Here is a 24,637-nt window from a genome sequence, read left to right on the forward strand (position 1 = left end):
ATCCATGAGCAGTACCAACCACGTTGAATTGAGAAACGTGACCAAGCAGTTTGGCAGCCAAAAGGCCGTCAATCAAGTCGATCTGGTTCTCAAGGCTGGCGAGAGCGTCGGCATGGCAGGACACAACGGTGCAGGCAAATCTACCATTATGAAGCTGATACTCGGCCTGATTACGCCGACCAAGGGCGAAGTGATGCTTTTGGGAGAGCCGACCGGCAGTAAAGCAGGGGCGCAGCGTCGCAGCCAAATCGGTTACCTGCCTGAAACGGTTGCATTGCACCCTTCATTGACCGGTATCGAAACCATGGATTTCTATGCCAAACTTAAAAAACAGCCCCTGAGTAAAAACCGCGAATTGCTCGAGCGTGTCGGCATTTCCCAGGCCGCACGCCGCCGCGTCGGCACTTACTCTAAAGGTATGCGACAACGCCTCGCTTTGGCACAAGCCTTGTTGGGCGAGCCTAAAGTTTTATTGTTTGACGAGCCGACTACCGGCCTTGATCCGGCTTCACGTCAAATGTTTTACGAAGTTGTGCGCGAACTCAATGGGCGCGGTGCAACCGTATTGCTCAGCACCCATGCACTGGCCGAGCTTGACGGCCACGCCGATCGCATCATCGTTATGAAAAACGGCGTGAAAGTTGCCGACGGCAGCATGGATGAGTTGCATGTTCAAAGCGGCCTGCCGCTGACCGTCAACGTCTGCTTGAAAGAAGCGCGCCCGTTGAGCGAGCGTTGGCATCTGCTTTCAGACAGCCTGTCATATCAAGCACAATGTAAAGCAGAAGAGCGTATGGCTCTTTTGAGCGAATTGGGTGATTTGGGCAGTCTTGCCTACATCGATATCCACACGCCTACACTTGACGATATGTACGCGCAATTCTTGAAGAGGGAAGACGTATGAACCCCGTTTGGATTATTACCGGCAAAGAAGTCCGCGACAGCCTGCGCAACCGTTGGGTTCTTGCCGCCGCACTTTTGCTTGCCGCATTGGCACTGTCATTAGGCTTTCTCGGCAGCTCGCCTACCGGTTCGGTCAAGGTTGATCCCTTGACGGTAACCGTAGTCAGTCTCTCTAGCCTGTCGATTTTCCTGATTCCGCTGATTGCGATGTTGCTCTCTTATGATGCACTGATTGGCGAAATCGAGCGCGGTACAATGGCTTTGCTGCTAAGTTACCCCATCTCGCGCAACCAAATCCTTGCCGGTAAATTTATCGGCCACCTCATCATTCTTGCCCTTGCTACCACGGCAGGCTACGGATTGGCAGGTATTACCCTTCAGCTTGCCAACGGCGGTTTTGATATTGCCGCATGGCAGCCTTTCGCCCTCTTGATTGCTGCCAGCGTGATTCTTGGCGCAGCCTTTTTGTCCATGGGCTATTTGATCAGCGCAAAAGTTAAAGAACGCGGTACCGCCGCCGGTATCGCCATCGGCGTATGGTTGTTTTTTGTGGTGATTTTCGATATGGCGCTTTTGGGTGTTTTGGTTGCCGATACCGAACAAGTCATTACCGCGCCTGTAGTGGAAACCGTTCTTTTGTTCAACCCTGCAGACATTTATCGCCTACTGAACCTGACGGGTTACGAAAATACAGCCATGTATGCCGGCATGGCGGGTTTGAGCGAACAAATCAGCCTGACTATGCCGGTTTTGCTGACGGCACAGGTATTATGGGTTATCATTCCTTTGATTTTAGCCGCCTGGCTTTTCGGAAAGCGACAAATATGAGAAAAATACTATTGACAACCTTCACACTCATCGCATTGGCAGCCTGCAGCAAGCAGGATAACAGCCCTCCGCCTGCGCCCCAACAAATCAGCGACAGCGCAGTGGGTCATTACTGCAGCATGAATTTGACTGAACACAACGGCCCTAAAGCGCAAATCTTCTTGAACGGCAAACCTGACAAACCAGTTTGGTTTTCCACCATTAAGCAGATGTTCGGTTATACAAAGCTGCCCGAAGAGCCTAAAGGCATTCATGTCATCTATGTTACCGATATGGGCAAAGTCAAAGATTGGGAAAAACCCAATGCTGACGCCGAATGGATAGATGCGAAAAAAGCCTATTACGTCATCGAAAGCAGCTTTATCGGCGGCATGGGTGCGGAAGACGCGCTTCCTTTTGCCGACAAGGCACAAGCTGAAAAATTTGCCAAAGAAAAAGGCGGCAGAGTAGTCGGTTTTGCAGAGATGCCCGACGAATACATTTTCAAATAAAACAACCAATAAAGGCCGTCTGAAACAGTTTCAGACGGCCTTTGTGTTGGAAGCTGTCGATTGATGATTTAATGAATGCCGCTTTCAATGTAAAGAGAAAAAATCCAAGGAATACTCCATGTCCACCCCTTTAACGCGCCGCCGTTTCCTTGCCATCGCCGCCACACTAGCCGCCGGTGTCGGCATTCCTTTTGCCATCAGCCGTAAAACCAATCAGCCGACTCATCCGGCCAGTCCGAATCAAGAAGGACAGCCTGTTATCTGGAAAGGGATTGCATTAGGCTCGGGTGCGGAATTGCGTTTGTTCGGCGTTGGGCGCAAGCAGGCAGAAATATTGGTCAACAAAGTATTAGCGGAAGTTTCACGGTTGGAAAAAATCTTCAGCCTGTATCGGGACGACAGCCTGATTAGTCGTTTAAACCGAGAAGGCCGTCTGAAAAATCCGCCATCCGATTTTTTGCAGCTGCTCAGTATCAGCCGAGATATCCATCAGCTGACGCAGGGTGCGTTTGATCCTAGCATTCAGCCATTGTGGAATCTGTATGCCGATCATTTCAGGCGAAACCCAAAAACCGAAACGCCACCATCTGAGCGCAGTATCAAAGACACGCTCAAATTAGTGGATTTCAACAAAGTCGATTTTGATACCAAAGAAATCCGTTTTGCCCAAAAAGGCATGGGCTTGTCGCTTAACGGCATTGCCCAAGGCTATATCACCGACAAAGTAGCTGAATTGTTGAAGCAGCAAGGCGTTTCTCAGGCATTGATTGATATGGGGGAGATTTACGGCTTTGATAATGCCAACCAGCGCGAGTGGAATGTCAGCATCCGCAATCCTGACCAAGAAGACAAAATCCTGACCACCATTGCCATGAAAAATCAAGCGTTTGCCACATCGGGCGGCTATGGCACGGTAATGGACGAGGCAGGCAAATTTACCCATCTGTTTGACCCGCGCACAGGCGGAAGCCAGCCGCGCTATAAAAGCATGAGCGTTATGGCGGAAAGTGCGGCAGTTGCCGATGCTTTTTCTACCGCATTTTCTATTATGGATGAAGCGGCCATCCGTACTGCGGCTCAAGTTAAAAAGGCACAGGTTTGGCTGGTGATGCCGAATAATGAATTGAAGAAGATTTGAGATTGAGAAAAAGAATGGTTTTGCCAGTTGGTTTGAATATATGAATAAGGGAAAGTCTAAGATATTGAAATAATGAAATATAAAAAAAGAAGGGCTGCCCAAGGGGCAACCCTGAAACTCTTGCAGCTGGGAGTAATTAGCAAGAGATTACGACACTTAAAACAAAAATTCACTCATTTCAAAGCACGAAGCTTTAATATCTAAGCAAAACGGTATTTCGACCGCTCAAACCCCTTCGATACGGAGAAACACAACATAATATGGGAAAATCCGACAAAGTGGTTTGAAGCAATTCAGATGAACGGTCTGTAATGCAGATAACCGGATGTCTTTAGATGAGCGGTATAATATCAGGATAAGCGGAACATTACTAGTGAATATTATAAAAAAGTAGAATAATTCATTTAGTGATTGATTCTATTGAATAAAAACATGATTTCTTATTGAACTTTTTTACAACATATTGATTTGGTTTAAAAAGGGAATTATGTAAGTATTTGGCGTTAATCAAGAAACTTGTTTTGAGCTTTGGGAATAGATAATTAATAGAAAAAGGCCGTCTGAATGTTCAGACGGCCTTTTTTCAAAAAGTTACTTATTTGGTTGCAGAAGCAGTAGAAGCAGCTTCGGCTTGAGCGCCTGCAGCTGCGTTTTCACCCCATGCAGCAGGATATTTGTAACCGGCAAAGCGTTTTTGTGAGTAAGCTTTGAACTCGTCAGAGTTGTAGGCTTCGGTTACATCTTTCAGCCATTGGCTGTCTTTGTCGGCAGTGCGGACGGCAGACCAGTTAACGTAGGCGAAGCTTGGCTCTTGGAACAGGGCTTCGGTCAGTTTCATGCCGCTGCTCATGGCGTAGTTGCCGTTAACGATGGCGAAGTCAACGTCGGCACGGCTGCGTGGCAGTTGGGCGGCTTCAAGTTCTACGATTTGGATGTTTTTTGGGTTTTCGGCAATATCGTTTTTAGAGGCAGTCAGCGGATCAACGTCGGCTTTCAGTTTAATCCAGCCCAATTCGTTCAACATAACCAATGCACGGGCAAAGTTGGATGGGTCGTTAGGTGCAGAAACGCTGACGCCGTCTTTCACTTCGTCCAAAGATTTCAGTTTGCCAGGGTACAGGCCCAAAGGTGCGGTCGGTACTTGGAAGGCTTCAACGATGTCCAACTTGTGTTCTTTTTTGAAGTCGTCCAGATAAGGTTTGTGTTGGAAGATGTTAATGTCCAATTCGCCTTCAGCCAAAGCAAGGTTGGGGCGAACATAGTCGGTGAACTCGATCAGTTTGACTTTATAGCCTTTTTTCTCCAAAGCCGGTTGGATTTGGTCTTTAACCATATCGCCAAAGTCGCCGACGGTTGTACCGAAGACGATTTCTTTTTTCTCTGCGCCGTTGTCAGCAGAAGAAGCGGCAGAAGCAGCAGGCGCGCTGTCTTTTTGACCGCCGCAGGCAGCCAGTACGATGGCCAACGCAGCGGCTGAAAGGGTTTTGAAGAATGTGTTGATTTGCATATTTTGCTCCTAATGGATGATAAAACGGTTTCAGACGGCCTCAAGCTGCCGCCGTCAAAAAAGAGGGATTGTAAATCTATTTTGGAAATATGAGGATGTTTTTTGTAAATTTATTTGGAATATATATCCTAATATGTTCTAAATAGATAACAGGCCGTCTGGAAAATAGTAATCTATTTCAGACGGCCTGGTTTGTTTAACGTTTATCCAGTTTGCGTGCCAATCTGTTGCCGATACCTTGAATCAGGATAACGAGTAAAACCAGGATGGCGACGATGAAGATGATGACTTCCATTTGATAGCGGTAGTAGCCGTAACGGATGGCAAGGTCGCCCAAACCGCCGCCGCCTATCATGCCTGCCGCCGCGCTGTACGACAGAAGGCCGATAGCCAGTACGGTAATGCTGGAAACCATACCTGCGCGCGCCTCATTCAAAAGCACTTTGCAGATGATGCTCATGGGTGAGGCTCCCATTGCGGAGGCTGCCTCAATCACGCCTCTGGGTACTTCGCGCAGGTTTTGCTCGACCAGACGGGCGAAGTAGAACAGGCCGGATACGCTCAATACCAATGAGGCGGCAACCGGGCCGATGGTCGTGCCGATGATGGCGCGTGTAACAGGAATCATGGCAATCATCAGAATGACGAAAGGGAATGCGCGCATCAGGTTGACAATGTTGTCCAAAAACAAATTCAGCTGTTTGTTGTAGTGCAACTGATAACTTGACGTCACAAACAGCAATACGCCCAAAATCGTACCGAAGATAACGGCGAAAGTAGTCGATAGGCCGACCATAATAAAGGTTTCGCCCAAGGCTTGGATAATTTCGCCCTTCATGCCGACGATGGTCTCAACAGCACTTTCAAATGTTAAATCTGCCATATTAGTCCTCTCGAATCAGCTCTTGCCCAATTTCGGATTGGGCATGGATTTGGTTGCCGTGTACTTCAACGATTTCCAGCAGACGGCCTTTGTCCAAGAGGGCGGCACGGTCGCACAGGCGGCGGATAACGCTCATTTCGTGGGTAACGATGACGATGGTTACGTTGAAACGTCGGTTGATGTCTTCCAAACACTTCAAAACGCTGCGTGTAGTAGCAGGATCGAGGGCGGAAGTGGGTTCGTCGGCGAGGATGACTTGAGGTTGCGGCGCTAACGCACGGGCAATGCCGACACGTTGTTTTTGACCGCCAGAAAGTTGGGACGGGTAATGATTGGCACGGTCTTGCAAGTCGACGATTTCCAAACATTCTTCAACACGCGCTTGGATTTTTTTAGACGGCCATTTGGCAATTTCTAAAGGAAAGGCGACGTTTTCGGCAACGGTACGGTTGCTCAATAGGTTGAACTGTTGGAATACCATGCCGATGTTTTGTCGGGCGTGGCGCAGTTGCGTGGCGTTGAGTGCGGTCAGCTCTTGGCCGCACACGCTGACGGTACCTGTATCCGGGCGTTCCAATAAGTTAATCAGGCGCAGCAGGGTGGATTTGCCCGCACCGGAATAGCCCATTAGGCCAAAGATTTCACCCTGTTTGATTTCGAGGCTGGTCGGCTCGACGGCGACAAAGTCTTTGTTGTCGCGTGTTTGATAGTGTTTGGAGACGTGATCCAGAATAATCATGGTTTATCCGTGTTTTCTTTAATTCGTGTGGCCATCAGGGTGTGCAGACGGCGGTTGTCGGCGCGTGCGACGGTAAATTGCAGGCTGCCGATGATGACTTTTTCGCCTCGTACGGGCAGATGCCCTAACTCTTGAATGACCAGACCGCCGATGGTGTCGGCTTCTTCGCTGCTGTATTCCGTACCGAAGAAGGTGTTGATGTCTTCGATTTCGGTAGCTGCGTGGATGCGCCAGCGTTCGGAAGAAACGGCGTGGATATTGTCGGCGCTGTCGTCTTCGTCAAACTCGTCTTCGATGTCGCCGACGATTTGCTCGATGATGTCTTCAAAGGTGACCAAACCGGATGTGCCGCCGTATTCGTCGATAACAATCGCCATGTGGTTGCGTTGTTCGCGGAATTCTTTTAAAAGGGAGGTCAGTGATTTGCCTTCGGGGACGAAAACTGCAGGGCGCAAGACGGATTTCAGGTGGAACTGCTCGGGGTTGAACATATATTTGAGCAGGTCTTTGGCGTGCAAAATACCCAAGACTTCGTCTTTGTCTTCGCCGATGACGGGGAAACGCGAATGGGCGGTTTCGATGACGTAGGCCGTGATGCGCTCGATGCTGTCGTTCTCTTTCAATACGTTCATGCGGCTGCGCGTAATCATGGCATCGCGCACTTCCAGCTCGGCAAAGTCCAGTACTTTTTCCAGCCGGGTCAGTGTGTCGGCGTCAAAAACTTCCTGCTCGTGCGCTTGGCGCAGCAGGGTCAATACGTCTTCGGCGGAGTTGGGCTCGCCGGCAAGTCGGGAGATTAGGCGTTCGAAAAACTTGGGTTTCGACTGCGTACCGTCCATTTTAATATTCGTCCTCTTGGTAGGGGTTGGGGAAGCCTGCCGCCAGCATTAGGCGGATTTCTTCGGCTTCCATTATTTCGGCTTCATCGTCTTCGATGTGGTCGTAGCCCATCAGGTGTAAAGTACCGTGTATGGTCAGGTGGGCAAAATGCTGCTCGGGTGTTTTGCCTTGTTCGGCGGCTTCTTTCAAAACCACTTGCGGGCAAATCACCAAATCGCCATACAGGCCGTCTGAAAACTGGTCGGGCAGGATTTCGCCTTCGTTGAGCGCAAAACTCAATACATTGGTGGCGTAATCTTTGCCGCGGTAGTCGCGGTTGTAAGCGCGGGCTTCTTCTTCGTCCAGAAGAATCAGGCTGATGTCGGCGCGGCGGTATTCGTTTTTCAAGGCAGACCACGCCCAGCGGTAGAAGTCATTCTCTGAAGGAAGGTTGGCGGCGGAAGAAGCGTTTTCAAAGTTCAGATGAAAACGTTGCCGCTGTAAGGATAAAAAAGGATATTGTTTGGCGCGTTTCATGTTGTCCGGAAAATTTGGTTTTTAGGCGTAAATATAACATATTCACCCTCATGCCGTCTGAAAAAACGCCCAAAATATGATAGACTTCATGCCGTTTTCCATCTTTCAGGCAACCATTATGAACCCGAAAAAACTCGTTATCGCCAGTCGCGAAAGCCTGCTTGCCATGTGGCAGGCAAAACATATCCAAGGCCGTCTGAAAGCCCTGTATCCCGATTGCGAAGTCGAGATTTTGGGCATGACCACGCGCGGCGACCAGATTTTGGACAGAACTTTGTCAAAAGTCGGCGGTAAAGGCTTGTTTGTCAAAGAGTTGGAACAGGCTTTGTATGACGGTCGAGCCGACTTGGCCGTGCATTCGATTAAAGACGTACCGATGGATTTGCCTGAAGGTTTCGCGCTTGCAGCTATCGGCGAACGCGCCAATCCGTTTGACGCATTTGTGTCCAACCAATACGCGCGTTTGGAAGAAATGCCCAAAGGCGCCGTCGTAGGCACATCCAGCCTGCGCCGCGAAGCCCAGTTGCGTGCGCGCTATCCGCATTTGGTTATCAAACCTTTGCGCGGCAATGTGCAAACCCGTTTGTCCAAACTCGATAACGGCGAATACGACGCGATTATTTTGGCCGCCGCCGGTTTGCAGCGTCTGGAATTGGACGAACGCATCCGCATGATTTTGTCGGAATCCGACAGCCTGCCTGCCGCCGGACAAGGCGCATTGGGTATTGAAATTGCAGCGCATCGCGAAGATTTGTACGAAGTCTTAAAGCCATTGAACCACGATACCACACACGCCTGCGTTACGGCTGAACGCGCTTTGGCGCGCGCTTTGGGCGGAAGCTGCCAAGTGCCGCTGGCCGCATATTGTACTGAAGAAAACGGCTTGCTGACCTTGCGCGGCTTGGTCGGCCATCCTGACGGTTCGATCATTTTGCAGGCGGACGCACAAGCCCCAGCCGAATACGCCGATGCTTTGGGTCGCGCGGTCGCCAAAAAACTGGCAGATGATGGTGCGGAAGAATTGATTGCCGCCGTATTGCAAGAACAGGCTTAAAACAGCATAGATTATTTAAAAAGGCCGTCTGAAAGTTTCAGACGGCCTTTGTTTTGTTGATGCTTAAGGATTCATAATCCGCGCAACCAAAGCTTTTTCTTTGCCCTGCATATTGGGAATTTTGACCTGAATGCCGTTGCCTGGGGCGACATCGACAGGCTGGCCTTTGCGGGTCATTTGTTCCAATTTGATGGTTTGGTTGCCGCTCGGGTGAATGATTTCGAGTGAATCGCCGACTGCAAAGCGGTTTTTGACTTCGATGGTCGCCCAGCCGTTTTCATCAATTTCGGTAACGTGGCCGACATATTGGCTTTGTTTGGCGATGGAGTGGCCGTTCAGGTAGTTTTGGTAATCCTGAGTTTGGTGGCGCTCGAGGAAGCCGCTGGTGTAGCCACGGTTGGCAAGGCCTTCGAGTTCGCTCAACAGACTGTAATCAAACGGACGGCCTGCAACGGCATCATCAATCGCTTTGCGGTAAGATTGAGCCACGCGTGCAACATAATAAAGCGATTTGGTGCGGCCTTCGACTTTGAGGCTGTCCACGCCGATTTTGGCCAGTTTCTCAACCACTTCAATGCCGCGCAGGTCTTTGGAGTTCATGATATAGGTGCCGTGTTCGTCTTCCATAATTGGCATCATTTCGCCCGGGCGGTTGGACTCTTCAATCAGGAAAACTTTGTCGGCGTAGGGATGGCGTTTTTGACCGTTGATGCCTTCAAAGTTTTGGTTGGCTTCTTCTTGGGCTTTTTCAAAGTTGAAACCTTGCAGAAGTTGGGCGTCGCCTGCATCGCTTTCAGTGGCGTTGTGAACCTTGTAATCCCAACGGCAGGAGTTGGTGCAGGTGCCTTGATTGGGGTCGCGGTGGTTGAAGTAGCCGGAGAGCAGGCAACGGCCGGAGTAGGCGATGCACAATGCGCCGTGAATGAAGACTTCGAGTTCGATGTCGGGACATTCTTGGCGGATTTCGGCGATTTCTTCCATGCTCAACTCGCGTGATAGAATAATGCGTTCGACACCGATGTTTTGCCAGAATTTCACGCCCCAGTAGTTGGTGGTGTTGGCCTGAACGGACAGGTGAATCGGCATTTCCGGCCATTTTTCGCGCACAGTCATGATTAAGCCCGGATCCGCCATAATCAGCGCGTCGGGTTTCATGGCAATCAAGGGTTCCATATCGGAAACAAAGGTTTTGAGTTTGGAGTTGTGCGGCAGGGTGTTAACGGTCAAAAAGAATTTTTTGTTGCGCTCGTGCGCTTCTTTAATGCCTTGCTCGAGAACGTCGAGTTTGGCAAATTCGTTGTTGCGGGCGCGCAGGGAGTAACGCGGGCTGCCGGCGTAAACAGCATCTGCGCCGTAATCGTAGGCAGCGCGCATACGTTCGAGGCCGCCGGCCGGTAATAAGAGTTCGGGTGCTTTCATGTTTTATGCTTTTTAAAATGTTTTCAGACGGCACTCAAGGGAAGAGGGAAGGCCGTCTGAAAGATGTTTGAAGAATGGGCGGATTATCCGCTGTTTTTGGGTTTCGGTCAATTTTGTCTCGGGTTTGCGCTTTGTTTTTTATACGGAAAATGTCTTATATGATGAAAGGTGAAAAGGGGCTGCAATACGTTGGAAATGTAAAAAAGCAGGGTTGGGTGGATTAATTTAACAAAAAACCGTTCAAGCAATGTATTTTCTTGTAAAATATCAAGCTTCATTTTAAAAAATATTCGGATTAGTTACCGATTTTGACCGACGGAATGGTTATGGATTTTCGTTTTGACATTATTTATGAATACCGCTGGATGTTTTTATACGGCGTATTGACGACGCTGGGGCTGACGGTGGTTGCAACGGCAGGCGGCTCGATTTTGGGTTTGCTGCTGGCATTGGCGCGTTTGATCAATCCGGAAAAAGCCGGTGCACCGATGCGTGCCTTGGCTTGGGTGTTGCGTAAGATTTCTTTTTGGTATGTTACGCTGTTTCGCGGTACGCCATTGTTTGTACAAATTGTGATTTGGGCTTATGTTTGGTTCCCATTTTTCGTTCATCCGGCCGACGGTGTATTGATTAGCGGCGAAGCAGCCATTGATTTGCGCCGTTCTTATGGTGCGTTGATTGCCGGTTCTTTGGCGTTGATTGCGAACTCGGGTGCGTATATTTGTGAGATTTTCCGTGCCGGTATCCAGTCGATTGATAAGGGTCAAATGGAAGCTGCGCGTTCTTTGGGTCTGACCTATACTCAGGCGATGCGTTATGTGATTTTGCCGCAAGCTTTGCGCCGTATGTTGCCGCCATTGGCCAGTGAGTTTATTACGTTGTTGAAAGACAGCTCATTGCTTTCCGTCATCGGCGTGGCAGAGTTGGCTTATGTGCAAAGCACGATTACCGGCCGCTATTCTGTCTATGAAGAGCCGCTTTATACAATCGCGCTGATTTATTTGGTGCTGACAAGCTTTTTGGGTTGGGTATTCCTGCGATTGGAAAGCCGTTACAATCCGCAACACCGCTAATCGGTTTGAATCAAAAAAAGGAAGACTTTTTCAAGTCTTCCTTTTTTATTTGCTATCAATGTTTCAGACGGCCTTGAATCAGAATGCTTCGCCGACTTTGACACCGCCTGCGATGTCTTTAGGCGTTGCCAGTTTGGCGGTCGCCTGTTGGGCGGCTTGGAATTCTTCGGTTGCCATGATGTCGGCAGCTTCTTGTACGGTCAATGTGTTGGCCATGTATTGCCAACGTGCTGCTAAATCGGCGTTTGCCGGTGCGTGGAAACCGTCTCGCAATTCATCTACCAAGTCAGGGCGGTTGCATACCAGTACAATATCGCAGCCTGCTTCAAAAGAAAGGCGGGCGCGTTCTTTAATACCGCCGACACCACATGCGCCTTCCATGGTCAGGTCGTCTGAAAAGATAACGCCGTTAAATCCGATTTCTTGGCGTAGGATTTGTTTTAGCCATTTTTCGGAGAAGCCAGCAGGTTGGCTGTCGATTTGCGGGTATACGACGTGGGCAGGCATGACTGCGGCCATGCCTGCTTGGCTCAATGCTCGGAATGGGATAAGGTCGGCGGCTTCGAGCGCTTCGCGGCTGCGTTCGTCGCAAGGCAGGACGTGATGGCTGTCGCCTTCGACAAAGCCGTGGCCAGGGAAGTGTTTGCCGCAAGATTTCATACCGCCTTTGTTCAGACCTTTTTGCAGGGCAAGGGCAAGCTGGGTAACGATGTTGGCGTCGCGGTGGAAACTGCGGTTGCCGATGACGGCGCATTGACCCCAATCCAAATCCAATACAGGTGTAAAGGATAGGTCGATACCGCAGGCCGAAAGTTCGGTAGCCAAAACCCAGCCGACTTGTTCTGCTTGGGCGCAGGCGGCTTCTTTGCCTTCGTTATCCCAAATTTCGCCCAATACGTTCATGGCCGGTAGGCGGGTAAAGCCGTCAATAAAACGTTGAACCCGTCCGCCTTCGTGGTCGACGGCGATGATGAGTTCAGGTGTACGGACGGCTTTGATTTCTTGAACCAAAGCTTTAAGCTGGGAAACGTTTTCAAAGTTGCGGCGGAACAAAATAACGCCACCGACGGCAGGGTCGAGCAGGCGTTGTTTTTCTTCTTCGGTCAGATGATAGGCAGCGACGTCGGCCATGACTGGGCCGCGTGGAAGATGAGGCGTATTCATTGTTTTGTCCTGAATAATGTATATATTGGATAATCGTTATGTTCAGACGGCCTGAGAGTGTAGGAATATCTCAGGCCGTCTGAATATATTGGTTTTGAATTAGGCAGTTGCTTTTTTCTTGTCTTTTAAGATGAAAATCAACACAACCATCACGATGCCGGTTACCACAAAACCTAAAGGTGCAGAGCCGGTCATGCCCAGTGCGAGGTAGCCTGTGGCAGCAGACGCGGCTACGGTCAGCGCATAAGGGAATTGCGAGGTAACGTGGTCGATGTGGTTACAGTGTGCGCCGGTAGAAGAGAGAATGGTGGTGTCGGAAATCGGCGAGCAGTGGTCGCCAAATACGGCACCGGCCATTACGGCAGACATGCAAGGGATAATCAGCGAAGGCTCGACTTTGACGGCCATGGCGGCGGCAATCGGTAACATGATGCCGAATGTGCCCCAGCTTGTGCCGGTAGCGAAGGCCATCACGCCTGCGAGCATAAACAAAATCACGGGCAGGAAGCCTGCGTGGATATTGCCTGCCACCAAAGTGGAGAGGTATTCGCCGGTGTGCATTTCGCTGACAACAGTGCTAATAATCCACGCCAAAATCAAGATGGTAATGGCACCGCGCATAGAGATGATGCCCTGCCAAATGGCTTTAGGGTAGTCGCAGGTTTTGATGGTACCGATGGTGCAGAGGATGACGGCCAATACGCCACAAGTACCGCCGAACACGAGGGAAGTGTTCACATCGGTATTTTCAAACGAGCTGAGCAAAGAGAAAGTTTCAGAAGCTTGTGCGCCAGTGTAAATCATGGCGGAAACAGTGGCGACAATCAGTACCAAAACCGGCACAATCAGTGCGAATACACGGCCGTTGGGATGGTCTGTTTCAACGGTTTCGTCATGAATTTCATTCAAAGCGGCGCGTTCCAAACGAGCCATGGAGCCGATGTCGAAGGAGAACCAGGCAACGACAAACACCATAATCAATGCGAAGACGGCGTAGTAATTCATCAGGCTCATGGCCACGAATGCGCCCATTGGTGTGTAGTCTGTAATGTTGTAAGTCACCAAAAGGCCTGCCAAAGTAGCGATAATCGATGCCCCCCAGCTGGATACCGGCATCAAAACGCACATCGGCGCGGCAGTGGAGTCAAGGATATAAGCCAGTTTGGCGCGGGAAACTTTGAATTTGTCGGTTACAGGGCGGGCAATCGCACCGACGGCAAGGCTGTGGAAATAGTCGTCAATAAAGGTAACGAATACCAGACAGGCAGTCAGCAGTTTTGCACCGCGACGGCCTTTGATGTGCTGTTTTGCCCAATCGGCAAATGCTTGGTTACTGCCGGAATGTGTCAGCAGGGAAGTAAAAATCCCCAAAAGCACCAAAAAGAGCAGGATTTTGGGTTTGCCCAAAGACCAATCGCCGTCCGCCCAAGTCAGACTGACTGCCATGTCTTTCAAGTGAACCAAAGCATCGAGTGGATTACCGCCTACCAGCAGGAATGAGCCGACGATAATGCCGACACCGAGGGACAGCAATACACGGCGCGTGGCAATGGCCAAGGCGAGCGCAATGGCTGCCGGGACAATGGATAAAATAGAATTTGAATAATTAATAAGTTGCATAATTATATTGTATATAAGCGGTGAAATATTTTCAGACGGCCTAAATTGGAAGACGGATAACAAAATACCCACCGCCTCTGACAGATGGGTATTTTATCATCTAACACATCATCATGCCGTCTGAAAAATCGGACTACTGCAGATTTAACGCGAGGAACAAAGTATTGCCTTCGCGTTGTACCAAAAGCGGTACGTTTTTGCCTGAGCTTTCCAATGCGCTACGGAAAGTGGATTCGTCATTGACGCTGATTTGGCTGACGGCAATGATTTCGTCGCCGCGTTTGAGGCCGGCACGTTCGGCCGCACCGCTAACGCGCAGAACGATTAAGCGTTGTTTGCCGTCTGCGTTTTCAACCTGCAAAGTCAGGCCTGCGTTTTCAACGGTAAATCCGTCATGGCCGCCATCGTGTTGCGGGTGTTCAGCCTCTTTTGCAGAAGTTTCCGTTTGTTCGGCTGCGCTGCCAAGTTTGACTTTGACATCGGTTTGTTTGCCGCCGCGCCAAATGCTCAAAGTCACTTCTTTACCCGGCATCATCGAGCCGACCATGACCGGCAAATCGCTGGAGGCGCGGACTTCTTCTCCGTTTACGCTGCGGACAATATCGCCGACTTGCAACCCGGCTTGTTGCGCTGCGCTGTTCGGCATGATTTTGGCAATCAGCGCGCCGCTTGCTTTGTCCAAACCGAAAGATTTGGCCAAATCGTAAGAAACTTCTTGGATAACCACGCCTAATTGACCGCGTTGGACTTTGCCGTTGGCTTTTAATTGATCGGCCACATTCATGGCAACATCAATCGGAATGGCAAACGAAATGCCCATGAAACCGCCGCTTCGGCTGTAAATTTGCGAGTTGATGCCGACTACTTGGCCGCGGAGGTTGAATAACGGGCCGCCTGAGTTGCCGGGGTTGATGGCAACGTCGGTTTGGATGAACGGCGTGTAGTTTTCATTCGGCAGGCTGCGGCCTTTGGCGGAGACGATGCCTGAAGTTACGCTGTTGTCAAAGCCGAAAGGCGCGCCGATGGCGGCTACCCATTCGCCCGGTTTCAAATCTTTCGGATTGCCGATTTTGACAACCGGCAAGTCTTCTTGCGGCTCGATTTTTAAGAGGGCAACGTCGGATTGGGCGTCTGAGCCGACCAGTTTGGCCGTGTATTCGCGTTTGTCGTTGAGCAGAACTTTGATATTGCCCATGCCGGCAACCACGTGGGTATTGGTCAGGATATAACCGTCTTTGCTGATAATAAAGCCGGAACCGAAATTCAAAGCGTCGCTTTCAGTATCTTCTTGCGGCATATCGGGCATATTGGGAACAAGGCGCTTGAAGAACTCGTAAAACGGATCGTTGTCGGGGAATTGGCTCAGGTCCATGCTGTGGTCGTCATCCGGTGTCGCAGTGCGTTTTGCCGGTGTCGCTTGAATATTGACGACTGCCTGTCCTTCGTTTTGTACCAGTTGGGCGAAGTCGGGCAACAACATACCGACTTTCCCGTCATCGGTATTGGTTTCTATGCGTTGGACAAGTTCTTTGTTTTCGTCTTTGTCGAAAAAGGTGCTGACTTTGTCGCAACCTGAAAGAAGGGAAGCTGAGAGAACAGCAAGGGCCAGATATGTGTTTGTTTTAATATTCACGAAAGTTCCTTTTGCCGGTGCCTATCGTATTGTCGGCATGCGTTTGAGCCGGCAGGCAGTTTTATTGTTTGAATGCTGTTTAAATGTATAAGATAGGATTTTTACATTTTAACGGTTTTTTTTCAAGCATTTCATTTTAAATGAAAAAATGATAATTGGGATTTTATTGTTTTAAGGCCGTCTGAAAGCTTTGGAATATGACCTGTCGGTCGGTTCGCTTCTTTCAGACGGCCTTTAAATTGTGGTCAGTCGTGTTGATCCAAATGGTAGATCTGCGCCACGGCATCGATTAATTCGCTGTTGTCCGAGCCGGCTTTATTGAGCGTGCGTGTCGGAGAGTGGAGCAGTTTGTTGGTCAACTGAATGGAGAGGCGTTCGAGGACATCCTCGGCCGATACGCCTTTTGCCAGTTGCTTCATGGCATTTTCCAATACTTGGCGGCGCGCTCGTTCGCCTTCGTCGCGCAAAGCGCGGATAAGCGGAACGCTTTGGCGGTTTTTCTGCAGGCGGATAAATTCGCTGACCTTCTCTTCCACCATGCTTTCAGCTGCCGCCGCTGCCTTTTTGCGCGCGTCTTTACCGCTTTGGACAATATCCATCATGTCGTCTACGGTATAGAGATATGCGTCTTCCAATTCGCCGACTTCGGCTTCGATATCGCGCGGAACGGCCAAATCCAGCAGGAAAACAGGCATGTTGTGGCGTTTTTTCAATGCGCGCTCGACCATGCCTTTGCCGACGAGGGGCAGTTGGCTGGCGGTGGAAGAAACAACCACGTCGTAATCGTGAAGAATATCGGGCAATTCATTCAGCAGGCAGGCTTCGGCGTTGACACCGAGTTTGTCGCACAATTCCTGCGCGCGCTGGTGTGTACGGTTGGCAACGGTAATGAGCTTGGGATTTTTAGCGGCAAAATAAGTGGCCACCAGCTCAATCATTTCGCCTGCACCGATAAAGAGGACGTTCAGATCGGAAATGGAAGGGAAGATTTGCTCTGCCATTTTAACCGATGCGGAAGCCATGGAGACGGAGTTTTCGCCGACAGCAGTGTCGGTACGCACTTCTTTGGCAACAGCAAAGGTTTTTTGAAACAGGGCGTTTAAGTGGGTGTTGATGCTTTCCTGTTCTTGAGCAACGCGGACGGCATCTTTGATTTGACCGAGAATTTGCGGTTCGCCCAAGACCATGGAATCTAAACCGCAGGCGACGCGGAAGGCGTGGCGGACGGTTTCATTATTATCCAAGGTGTAGAGGTAAGGGCGGATTTCTTCGGCAGGCAGGTCGTGATATTGTGCCAACCAGTCGATGATTTTTTCGGTTTCGCCGACGCAGTAAAGCTCGGTGCGGTTGCAGGTAGAAAGAATAACTGCTTCTTCCGCCGCCTCACTGCGCGCGAGGTTGGACACGGCATCCGGCAGATTTGCAGCTGCAAATGCCAGTTTTTCGCGTATGCTCAAGGGCGCGGTTTGGTGATTGAGTCCGACGACGGTAAGTTGCATGGTTATGGTATGACTGGGTAGTGTGTGTGGTGGGTATTATAGCTTAAGTGGGCTTTAAAATGAATGTGTTGGGGGAGAAGATGCAATGAGGTTTGCCATCGAAAAGGCCGTCTGAAAAGATTCAGACGGCCTTTTTATCAAGAAAGGCTTAAACGGCTTCTGCTTCTTCTGCCAAGAAACCGCGCAGTTTTTGCATGGCTTTGGCTTCGATTTGGCGGATGCGTTCGGCAGATACGCCGTATTCGGCAGCCAATTCGTGCAGGGTCAAACCGCCATCGTCTTGCAACCAGCGGCTTTCAACGATACGGCGGCTGCGGTCGTCCAGTTGCGCCAAGGCGTTTTGCAGACCTTCGGTTTGCAGGGCGTAGTGGGCTTGTTTGGACAACTGACGGCTAGGCTCTGCATCGTGGTCGGCCAACCAGTCGATAGGGGCGAAATTGTCCTCGTCATCGTTGTTTTCTGCCATGATGCCGATATCGTGACCGGTCATGCGTTGTTCCATTTCCAAGACTTCGGACAATTTGACGCCCAAATCATCGGCGATTTCTTGCGCTTCTTTTGGAGACAAGGCATTCAGGTTTTTACGCATGCTGCGCAGGTTGAAGAACAGTTTGCGTTGCGGTTTGGTTGTGGCAACGCGGACCAAACGCCAGTTGCGCAAAATGAATTCGTGGATTTCGGCTTTAATCCAATGCACGGCAAACGAAAACAGGCGCGCGCCGCGGCTTGGTTCGTAGCGTTTGACGGCTTTCATCAGGCCGATATTGCCTTCTTGAATCAGGTCGGCTTGGTTGAGGCCGTAGCCATCGTAGCCGCGTGCAATGGATACGACGACGCGAAGATGAGACAGAATAAGCTGTTTGGCGGCATTGAGATCGCCTTTTTGTTGACGTTCCGCTAGTTGTGTTTCTTCTTCGGCGGTCAGCATTGGAATGCTGTTGACAGTATGAATGTATTGCTCGAGGCTACCGTTGCCGCTGTGGATAACGGGTAATGCAAAAGCTTTATTCATAAAAGGATGCTCTCCTTGATTAGGCCGTCTGAAAACGGCTTTTTGTTTATTGTGTGACAAGCAGTATAACACTGCCTGTGGTTTGTTTTGTTATGGGTTGGATTTTTTCTGTAAATTAACGATAGATTCAATAGTTTTTACTGCTTGAATCTCAAGGTTTGATTGTCTTAGAAAATTTGAGTGATTTGCTAGGTTTTGGATAAGTATATTACAAACATTTCTGTATGTAAATAGTTTTGGTAATAAAAAAAGACCTTGTATAACAAGGTCTTAAAAATTTTTTTATTCTGGTTTCTTCCGGCCAATCAGGATAAGGAATACGCCGATAACGGCCAAAATGCTGATAAGCCATGTTGAGCCGCCTGCTTTCATATAAGGCGTTTCGCCGATATAGCCTTTGACGTGGCCTTCGAGGACGGTTTCTGTATCCGGTTGGGCTTCGGCAACAATCGTACCTTTAGGGGAAATAATGGCGGTCGCGCCGGTATTGGTGGCGCGAACTATGTAGCGGCCCAGTTCCATTGCACGCGCTTGGGACTGTTGAAGCTGCTGATACATGGCATTGGATTTGCCGTACCACGCCATATTGCTGATGTTGGCGAGCAGGGTGGAGCGTTTCGCCGTTGCGATGAGTTCGTCGCCGAAACCGTCTTCATAGCAGATATTGAAGGCGACTTTTTGATCTTTCATCACCAAAGGCGCCTGGTTGTCGCCGCCTTTTTGAAAGTCGGCCAAAGGCATATCCATCATTTTATAGAGACGCTCGGTAATGGCGGGCAAGGGTTTGTATTCACCAAAGGGAACGAGGTGGTTTTTGGCGTAGTAGGGGATAACATCGGAAGTGCTGTTGTGATAGTCGCTCAAATTGATGACTGCATTTTCGTAGCCGTTGCCGTCGGGCGTATATTGGCTGATGCCGATGGCCAACGCGCTGCCGTTGCTTTGCGCTTGCTCGGCGAATTGTTCCAAGATACCTTCGGGCAGGTCTTGTCGCATCAGCGGCAGGGCAGTCTCAGGCAGAATGACGATGTCGGCACTGGTCTTGCTGATTTGTTCGTAGTATTTCTGAATGGTCGGAATGATTTGCTCTTCCTTCCATTTTAGATTTTGCTCGATATTGCCTTGAATCAGGGCGACCGTGCTGGTGCTGCCGTCGGGGCGGGTGTATTCGGTTTGTTGGGAAATGTAGCCGACGGAGCAGAGCGCAACGATAAGGAATAAGGGCAGCAGGCGGTGTTTCAGGCGGCCATGGTTGTCAATCAGCAACACCAGCCATGTGCTGAGGAAAGCGGTTGCCAGGGTGACCATATGAATGCCGCCCAAAGGTGCGAAACCTGCCAACGGACTGTCTTTGATGATTTGGGAATAGCCGATTGCGCCCCAACCGAATCCGGTCAGGAAACGTTCGCGGGCAAATTCTGCCAGCGTCCACAAAATCGGCAACAGCAGGCCGGTTTTAGCCCAGCGTGACAGGTTGCATTTTCTCCACACCCAAAAACAGATGGCCGGATAAAGCGCGAGAAAAGCCGGCAGCAGGAAGGTGAGGGGGATGGCGTATGAATCCGGCAAACCCGAAACATCATGCAAGGCAGTGTGTATCCAATAAAACTGCGCCGTATAACCGATTAATCCGAACAGATAGGCTGTCATGACGGCAAAGCGCGGACGTAACTCAATCAGGCGTATCAGTGCGCCAAACAACAGCGGCATCAGCCAAAAATGATAATACGGGGCGAAAGTGAACGGTGTCGCGGCGGCAATCAAGATGACCAGCGGCCAGTAAAGCAGCGGATGTTGCCAATATTGTTCGAGTTTACGGAAAATATTCATGCTTTAAATGGTATTGAGGCCGTCTGAAAAGTTTTCAGACGGTAGGGAAACAAAATCAGTCTTTTTGAAACAATTTCATTGCAGGCAGGACGATTGCGCAAGCCAATGCGCCGGCGGCTACTCCGACCACCAGATTGGCGATATGTTCCATCATGCCGCTGTCCCAATGCTGCGCATGGAGGAAATCGTGCAAAAAGCCAAGGTTGTGGGCGATCAGTCCGCCGCCGACCAAGAACATCGCCAGCGTGCCGACAATGCTCAAGCCGCGCATAAACCAAGGCATAAATGAAATTAAACCGCGTCCGATACCTTGCACAGCAACGCTTTTTTGGCGCATCAACATCATGCCGAGGTCGTCAAGTTTGACGATAATGCCGACCAAACCATAGACCAATGCCGTCATGCCGACACCGATGGCGGCCATAACCAAAGAACGCGTCATCAGGTCATATTTTTCAACAACGCCCAGCGCAATAATGATGATTTCAGCTGAGAGGATGAAATCTGTACGGACCGCGCCTTTCACTTTTGTTTTTTCGTCTGTGACTTCAGGTTCGGTATCGTGTCCGTCTTCGTGTTCATTGCGGTGTAGAAATTTGTGCAACAGTTTTTCCACGCCTTCAAAACACAAATACACACCGCCTATCATCAGCAAGGGCGTAATCAGCGCTGGCAGGAAAGCGGAAAGCAACAGTGCAAGCGGCACCAGAATCAGCTTATTGACCAGAGAGCCTTTTGCCACCGCCCAAATAATCGGCAATTCGCGCTCGGCGGATACGCCGGTTACCTGATTGGCGTTGAGCGCCAAATCGTCACCGACCACGCCGGCGGTTTTTTTTGCGGCGACTTTGGTCATCATCGCTACGTCGTCCAAAACGGCGGTAATGTCGTCCAAAAGCGTAAAGAGAGAGGCGAAGGCCATAATGTTGTCCGGATAAAATCAAATAAACGCGCGATTATATATGAAAATTCAGTTGCTTGAATGTTTTTCAGACGGCCGTTGACGGAAATTAACCAAAGGCCGTCTGAAAATGCTATTTCGGCGTATAACGTCCTGCCATGGCTTTATACACCATATTTTCGTATTTTAAGGCTTCATAGCGTTGGTTCAGCAGGTTTTGAGCCGAGCTATATTCCGAATTCAAAGCCTCCAGCCAGTCTTTCAGTTCGTTTTTACCGTGTTGGTAGCGTACTTGATAGTAATGGCTGTTTTTCTTGTCCAACTGATAACGTTGTTCTTGATTGGCAAGGCTGGCCTGCGCGTTTTTGTAGGCAAGGTAGTTGGTGTTGACCTCGTTGAGCGCGGTGGTCAGGGCTTTTTCAAAATTCAGCTTGGCACTGTCCATCTCCGCTTGTACGGTTTTGTCTTTCCATTTCATGGTCTGCCAATTAAGGAAAGGCAGATTGATGGTGGCCGATCCGCCTAACATGGGGATATTGAACGTGCTTTTCGCTTTATCGGAAGACGTACTCAAACTTGCGCCCAAAGTAATCGACGGATACCAACTGCGTTTTTGCGCGTTGACCAATTGTTGCGACGCTTGCAGGCGGTATTCGGCGGCGCGCAGGTCGGGGCGGTTGGCCAAAACGGTAATCGGTACATCCAAGTTCACGCCTTTGACCGGCAACAGGCGGAATTGTGCCGGATCGGCGGCCATGTTTTCAGACGGCCTTAAATTCAACAAATTACGCAAAACCTGTTTTTGCGTATCCAAATTGTTTTGCAAAGACAACAGGTTGTTTTCCGCGCTCAGCAATGACTGTTTGGCTTGGGTCGGCTGGCTGGAGTCGGCACGGCCGTAGCGGAATTTGGCATTCGCAATGCGGTTGATTTCCTGATATTGCTTCAGCGATTTTTTTGCCAACTCGATGGCTTCGTTCAGGTAGGCGATATTGAAATACGCATCGGCGACATTATTAATCAAAGTCAGGCGTGTGTTGGCCATGTCTTCATGCGTGGCTTGATATTCCCATACCTGAGCATCGGCAGTGGCACTGAGTTTACGCCATAAATCCAATTCGTAGCTCAAGCCAAGCTGGCTGCTGAAGGTATTGCCGTGGCTGCCGGTTTTCAGGTTTTTAGAAGCGTTCGCGCCCAACGATCCGCTGAACGAAGGCACCAAATCCGCGCCCAAAATATTGGCTTGGTACAAAGCCTTGTTGACGCTGATGGCCGCCTGTTTCAAATCGACATTGTTGGCCAACGCCTGCTCCATCAGAGCATTGAGTTGCGGGCTTTGGTAGATTTCCCACCAGTTGCCGTTTACATTGTAGCGTTCGGCAGTTTCCGCCGCGCTCATGACTTGGCCGGTTGCTTCCAGCGTAAGGTTCGGGTTGGCTTTAGACGCGGCGCACGCACTTAGGGCAAGGGCAATAGCCAATGATAAGGCTGCTTGGGAAAAAGGTTTCGTCTTCATAAAAAATCTTTCGGGTAACAGCATTTCAGACGGTCCTAAAATAATAGGCCGTCTGAAATATAATCAATCCTGAGCCAGCGCATCAATCGGGTTGAGCTTGGAAGCTTTGTTGGCAGGCATAAAGCCGAACGCGACACCGATGGCGGTGGAGCAGACCACCGCGCCGATGACGGAAGTCATGGAAATGCTCATCGGGAAGTCGGTAACAAAGTAGTTGAATACCAAGCTGATGCTTGCGGACAACAATACGCCTGACAGGCCGCCGATGATACAGATTAAAACGGCCTCAATCAGAAACTGTTGCAAAATATTGTTGCGGCGTGCGCCGATTGCCATACGGACGCCGATTTCTTTGGTGCGCTCGGTAACGGAGACCAACATGATGTTCATCACGCCGATACCGCCGACCACCAAAGAGATGACCGCGATGGAAGAAATCAGCAGCGTCATGGTGCCGGTTGTGCTTTCAACCATTTCTTTGATGCTGTCGCTGTTGTTCATAAAGAAGTCTTCTGTACCGTGGCGTGCTTTCAGCAGCTCGGTCAGGCTTTTTTCGGCAACTTGCGTGTTGGCATCGTCTTTGATTTTGACAACGATGGAGTTGGTATAGCTCTCGCCGGTAATTTGGTGCATGACCGTTGTATAAGGCGACCAAAGCATCAGCGAGTCGGAATTGCCGAATGAGTTGTCATCCTTTTTCATAATGCCGATGACGGTTAGCGGACGTTTTTTGAAAAGGATGGTTTTGCCTAAAGGATTGACGCCTTCGCCGAAGAGTTTGGTTTTGGTGTTTTGGTCGATGATGACGACTTGTGCATCGGTTTTTACATCGTCATCATCAAACAGACGGCCTTCTTCCAATTTTAAACCGCGCACGTCGAAATATTGTTCGCCTACGCCGTAAAGCGAGGCAGTCAGGTCGGTGTTGCGGTAGGTCAAGGTGCCGCTGGAGTTGGTTTGAGGGGTGGCAGAGGCGACGTAGCTTTGTTGGCTGATGGCTTTTGCGTCATTAATCGTCAGTGTCTTGATCCGTCCGCTTCTACGGTCGCCAAAACCACGGCCGGGGAAGATACTGATGGTGTTTGTGCCCATCGAGTTGATGTCTTCCAAGATTTTTTGTTGCGAGCCATTACCTAAGGCTACTACCGATACCACCGAAGCGATACCGATGATAATACCCAGCATGGTCAGCAGCGAACGCATTTTGTGCGCCATAATCGCCTGTACCGACATTTTGAATGCTTCCATAAATTGATCGTAATAAAACGACCAAGAAGCTTTTTCTTTAATCCTCTCCACTTTGCTTGGCGGAATATCCGGATTTTTAGACGTGTCGGAAATAATCTGACCGTCGCGGATTTCGATGACGCGGTTTGCGTTTGCCGCAATGCCCGGATCGTGGGTGACCATAATCACGGTATGCCCGTCTTCGTGCAGCTTGTGGATGATTTCCATCACGTTTTTACCGCTGGCGGTATCCAATGCGCCGGTCGGCTCGTCGGCAAAGATGATTTCGCCGCCGTTCATCAACGCGCGCGCAATCGAAACGCGTTGTTGCTGACCGCCGGAAAGTTCGCTGGGTTTGTTGCCTTCTTTATTTTGCAAACCCAAATCGCCCAACAGTTTTTCCGCACGTTCCGCGCGCTCTTTGCTGTCCATGCCCATATATACGGCAGGCAGGGCGACGTTGTCTCGGGCGGTCAGCGAGCTTAACAGGTTGTAACGCTGGAAAATAAAGCCGAAACGCTCACGGCGCAAAGCCGCCAGCTCATCTGGCTGCATTTGCGATGTTTCGATGCCGTCGATTTGATAAGAGCCGGAAGTGGCGGTATCCAGACAGCCCAAGATATTCATCAGCGTCGATTTGCCTGAACCGGACTGGCCGATAATCGCCACAAAGTCGCCTTTTTCAATAGAAAGGCTGACATCTTTCAATACGTGCACACGGTTTTCACCGCTACCGAAAAAACGGTTGATATTCTTACATTCGATTAAACTCATAATCTTTCCGGGCGAAAAATAGAAATACAGGAACTAAGGCCGTCTGAAACACAGCCAAACCTTTCAGACG

21 protein-coding genes are annotated in these 24,637 nt (G+C 50.0%); 6 read left to right on the forward strand and 15 right to left on the reverse strand.

What is annotated here, in order from left to right; genetic code table 11:
* The first annotated feature begins 4 nt into the window (after positions 1–4).
* The 4 genes from O3681_RS09865 to O3681_RS09880 all read left to right on the forward strand — a co-directional run bounded on the left by O3681_RS09865 (position 5) and on the right by O3681_RS09880 (position 3,360).
* Positions 5–904, forward strand: a complete 900-nt coding sequence (locus O3681_RS09865) for an ABC transporter ATP-binding protein (protein ID WP_371459862.1) — start codon at positions 5–7, stop codon at positions 902–904.
* Complete coding sequence (locus tag O3681_RS09870) at positions 901–1,731, forward strand: ABC transporter permease (RefSeq protein WP_371459863.1); 831 nt, start codon at positions 901–903, stop codon at positions 1,729–1,731. Before O3681_RS09865 ends, O3681_RS09870 begins: the two co-directional genes overlap by 4 nt.
* Positions 1,728–2,222 (forward strand): nitrous oxide reductase accessory protein NosL, encoded by a 495-nt coding sequence (locus O3681_RS09875; RefSeq protein ID WP_070695420.1) that lies wholly within the window; start codon positions 1,728–1,730, stop codon positions 2,220–2,222. The genes O3681_RS09870 and O3681_RS09875 overlap by 4 nt, the downstream gene beginning before the upstream one ends.
* Before the next feature lie 118 nt (positions 2,223–2,340).
* Positions 2,341–3,360: an FAD:protein FMN transferase gene (locus O3681_RS09880; protein ID WP_371459864.1), complete on the forward strand. Its 1,020-nt coding sequence runs from the start codon at positions 2,341–2,343 to the stop codon at positions 3,358–3,360.
* A 595-nt stretch (positions 3,361–3,955) separates the two neighbouring features.
* Here O3681_RS09880 and O3681_RS09885 read toward each other — a convergent pair.
* The 5 genes from O3681_RS09885 to ybeY all read right to left on the reverse strand — a co-directional run bounded on the left by O3681_RS09885 (position 3,956) and on the right by ybeY (position 7,845).
* Positions 3,956–4,867, reverse strand: a complete 912-nt coding sequence (locus O3681_RS09885) for a MetQ/NlpA family ABC transporter substrate-binding protein (RefSeq protein ID WP_070589559.1) — start codon at positions 4,865–4,867, stop codon at positions 3,956–3,958.
* Positions 4,868–5,063: 196 nt separating this feature from the next.
* Positions 5,064–5,750 carry a methionine ABC transporter permease gene (locus O3681_RS09890; protein WP_371459865.1) on the reverse strand — a complete coding sequence of 229 codons (687 nt, stop codon included), beginning with the start codon at positions 5,748–5,750 and terminating at the stop codon, positions 5,064–5,066.
* Position 5,751: 1 nt separating this feature from the next.
* A complete protein-coding gene (locus O3681_RS09895; RefSeq protein ID WP_004519679.1) occupies positions 5,752–6,489 on the reverse strand; it encodes a methionine ABC transporter ATP-binding protein in 738 nt (245 codons plus the stop codon).
* The gene (locus tag O3681_RS09900) at positions 6,486–7,328 is read right to left on the reverse strand and encodes an HlyC/CorC family transporter (protein WP_371459866.1); all 843 of its coding nucleotides are present in this window, start codon (positions 7,326–7,328) and stop codon (positions 6,486–6,488) included. The genes O3681_RS09895 and O3681_RS09900 overlap by 4 nt, the downstream gene beginning before the upstream one ends.
* 1 nt (position 7,329) lies before the next feature.
* The gene (ybeY, locus tag O3681_RS09905) at positions 7,330–7,845 is read right to left on the reverse strand and encodes an rRNA maturation RNase YbeY (protein ID WP_070826620.1); all 516 of its coding nucleotides are present in this window, start codon (positions 7,843–7,845) and stop codon (positions 7,330–7,332) included.
* 118 nt (positions 7,846–7,963) lie between these two features.
* Between ybeY and hemC the strand changes: the two genes are divergently transcribed.
* Entirely contained in the window at positions 7,964–8,899 is a 936-nt protein-coding gene (gene hemC, locus O3681_RS09910) for a hydroxymethylbilane synthase (RefSeq protein ID WP_371459867.1), read from the forward strand.
* 63 nt (positions 8,900–8,962) lie between these two features.
* Here hemC and yegQ read toward each other — a convergent pair whose 3' ends face one another.
* Complete coding sequence (yegQ, locus tag O3681_RS09915; protein ID WP_371459868.1) at positions 8,963–10,318, reverse strand: tRNA 5-hydroxyuridine modification protein YegQ; 1,356 nt, start codon at positions 10,316–10,318, stop codon at positions 8,963–8,965.
* 326 nt (positions 10,319–10,644) lie between these two features.
* Here yegQ and O3681_RS09920 point away from each other — a divergent pair, with 326 nt between their 5' ends.
* The gene (locus O3681_RS09920; RefSeq protein WP_295864283.1) at positions 10,645–11,391 is read left to right on the forward strand and encodes an amino acid ABC transporter permease; all 747 of its coding nucleotides are present in this window, start codon (positions 10,645–10,647) and stop codon (positions 11,389–11,391) included.
* Positions 11,392–11,469: 78 nt separating this feature from the next.
* Here the strand turns inward: O3681_RS09920 and nagZ are convergent, their stop codons facing one another.
* The 9 genes from nagZ to O3681_RS09965 form a co-directional block, all read right to left on the reverse strand.
* A complete protein-coding gene (gene nagZ, locus O3681_RS09925) occupies positions 11,470–12,555 on the reverse strand; it encodes a beta-N-acetylhexosaminidase (RefSeq protein WP_371459869.1) in 1,086 nt (361 codons plus the stop codon).
* Positions 12,556–12,654: 99 nt separating this feature from the next.
* Positions 12,655–14,175, reverse strand: a complete 1,521-nt coding sequence (locus O3681_RS09930) for a Na+/H+ antiporter NhaC family protein (RefSeq protein ID WP_371459870.1) — start codon at positions 14,173–14,175, stop codon at positions 12,655–12,657.
* A gap of 133 nt (positions 14,176–14,308) precedes the next feature.
* Positions 14,309–15,808, reverse strand: a complete 1,500-nt coding sequence (locus O3681_RS09935; RefSeq protein ID WP_049331212.1) for a DegQ family serine endoprotease — start codon at positions 15,806–15,808, stop codon at positions 14,309–14,311.
* 245 nt (positions 15,809–16,053) lie between these two features.
* Complete coding sequence (hemA, locus tag O3681_RS09940) at positions 16,054–17,307, reverse strand: glutamyl-tRNA reductase (RefSeq protein WP_003684306.1); 1,254 nt, start codon at positions 17,305–17,307, stop codon at positions 16,054–16,056.
* A gap of 148 nt (positions 17,308–17,455) precedes the next feature.
* The gene (rpoH, locus tag O3681_RS09945) at positions 17,456–18,319 is read right to left on the reverse strand and encodes an RNA polymerase sigma factor RpoH (protein ID WP_004519690.1); all 864 of its coding nucleotides are present in this window, start codon (positions 18,317–18,319) and stop codon (positions 17,456–17,458) included.
* A 282-nt stretch (positions 18,320–18,601) separates the two neighbouring features.
* Complete coding sequence (gene lnt / locus O3681_RS09950) at positions 18,602–20,149, reverse strand: apolipoprotein N-acyltransferase (RefSeq protein ID WP_371459871.1); 1,548 nt, start codon at positions 20,147–20,149, stop codon at positions 18,602–18,604.
* A gap of 55 nt (positions 20,150–20,204) precedes the next feature.
* Positions 20,205–21,071: a DUF808 domain-containing protein gene (locus O3681_RS09955; protein WP_107724157.1), complete on the reverse strand. Its 867-nt coding sequence runs from the start codon at positions 21,069–21,071 to the stop codon at positions 20,205–20,207.
* Between the two features lie 112 nt (positions 21,072–21,183).
* Entirely contained in the window at positions 21,184–22,566 is a 1,383-nt protein-coding gene (locus O3681_RS09960) for a TolC family protein (RefSeq protein WP_107724174.1), read from the reverse strand.
* Between the two features lie 63 nt (positions 22,567–22,629).
* Positions 22,630–24,567: a MacB family efflux pump subunit gene (locus O3681_RS09965; protein ID WP_371459872.1), complete on the reverse strand. Its 1,938-nt coding sequence runs from the start codon at positions 24,565–24,567 to the stop codon at positions 22,630–22,632.
* Between the last annotated feature and the right edge of the window lie 70 nt (positions 24,568–24,637).

The sequence above is a fragment of the Neisseria sp. 27098_8_158 genome, from assembly GCF_041433145.1.
Lineage (GTDB): Bacteria > Pseudomonadota > Gammaproteobacteria > Burkholderiales > Neisseriaceae > Neisseria > Neisseria subflava_E.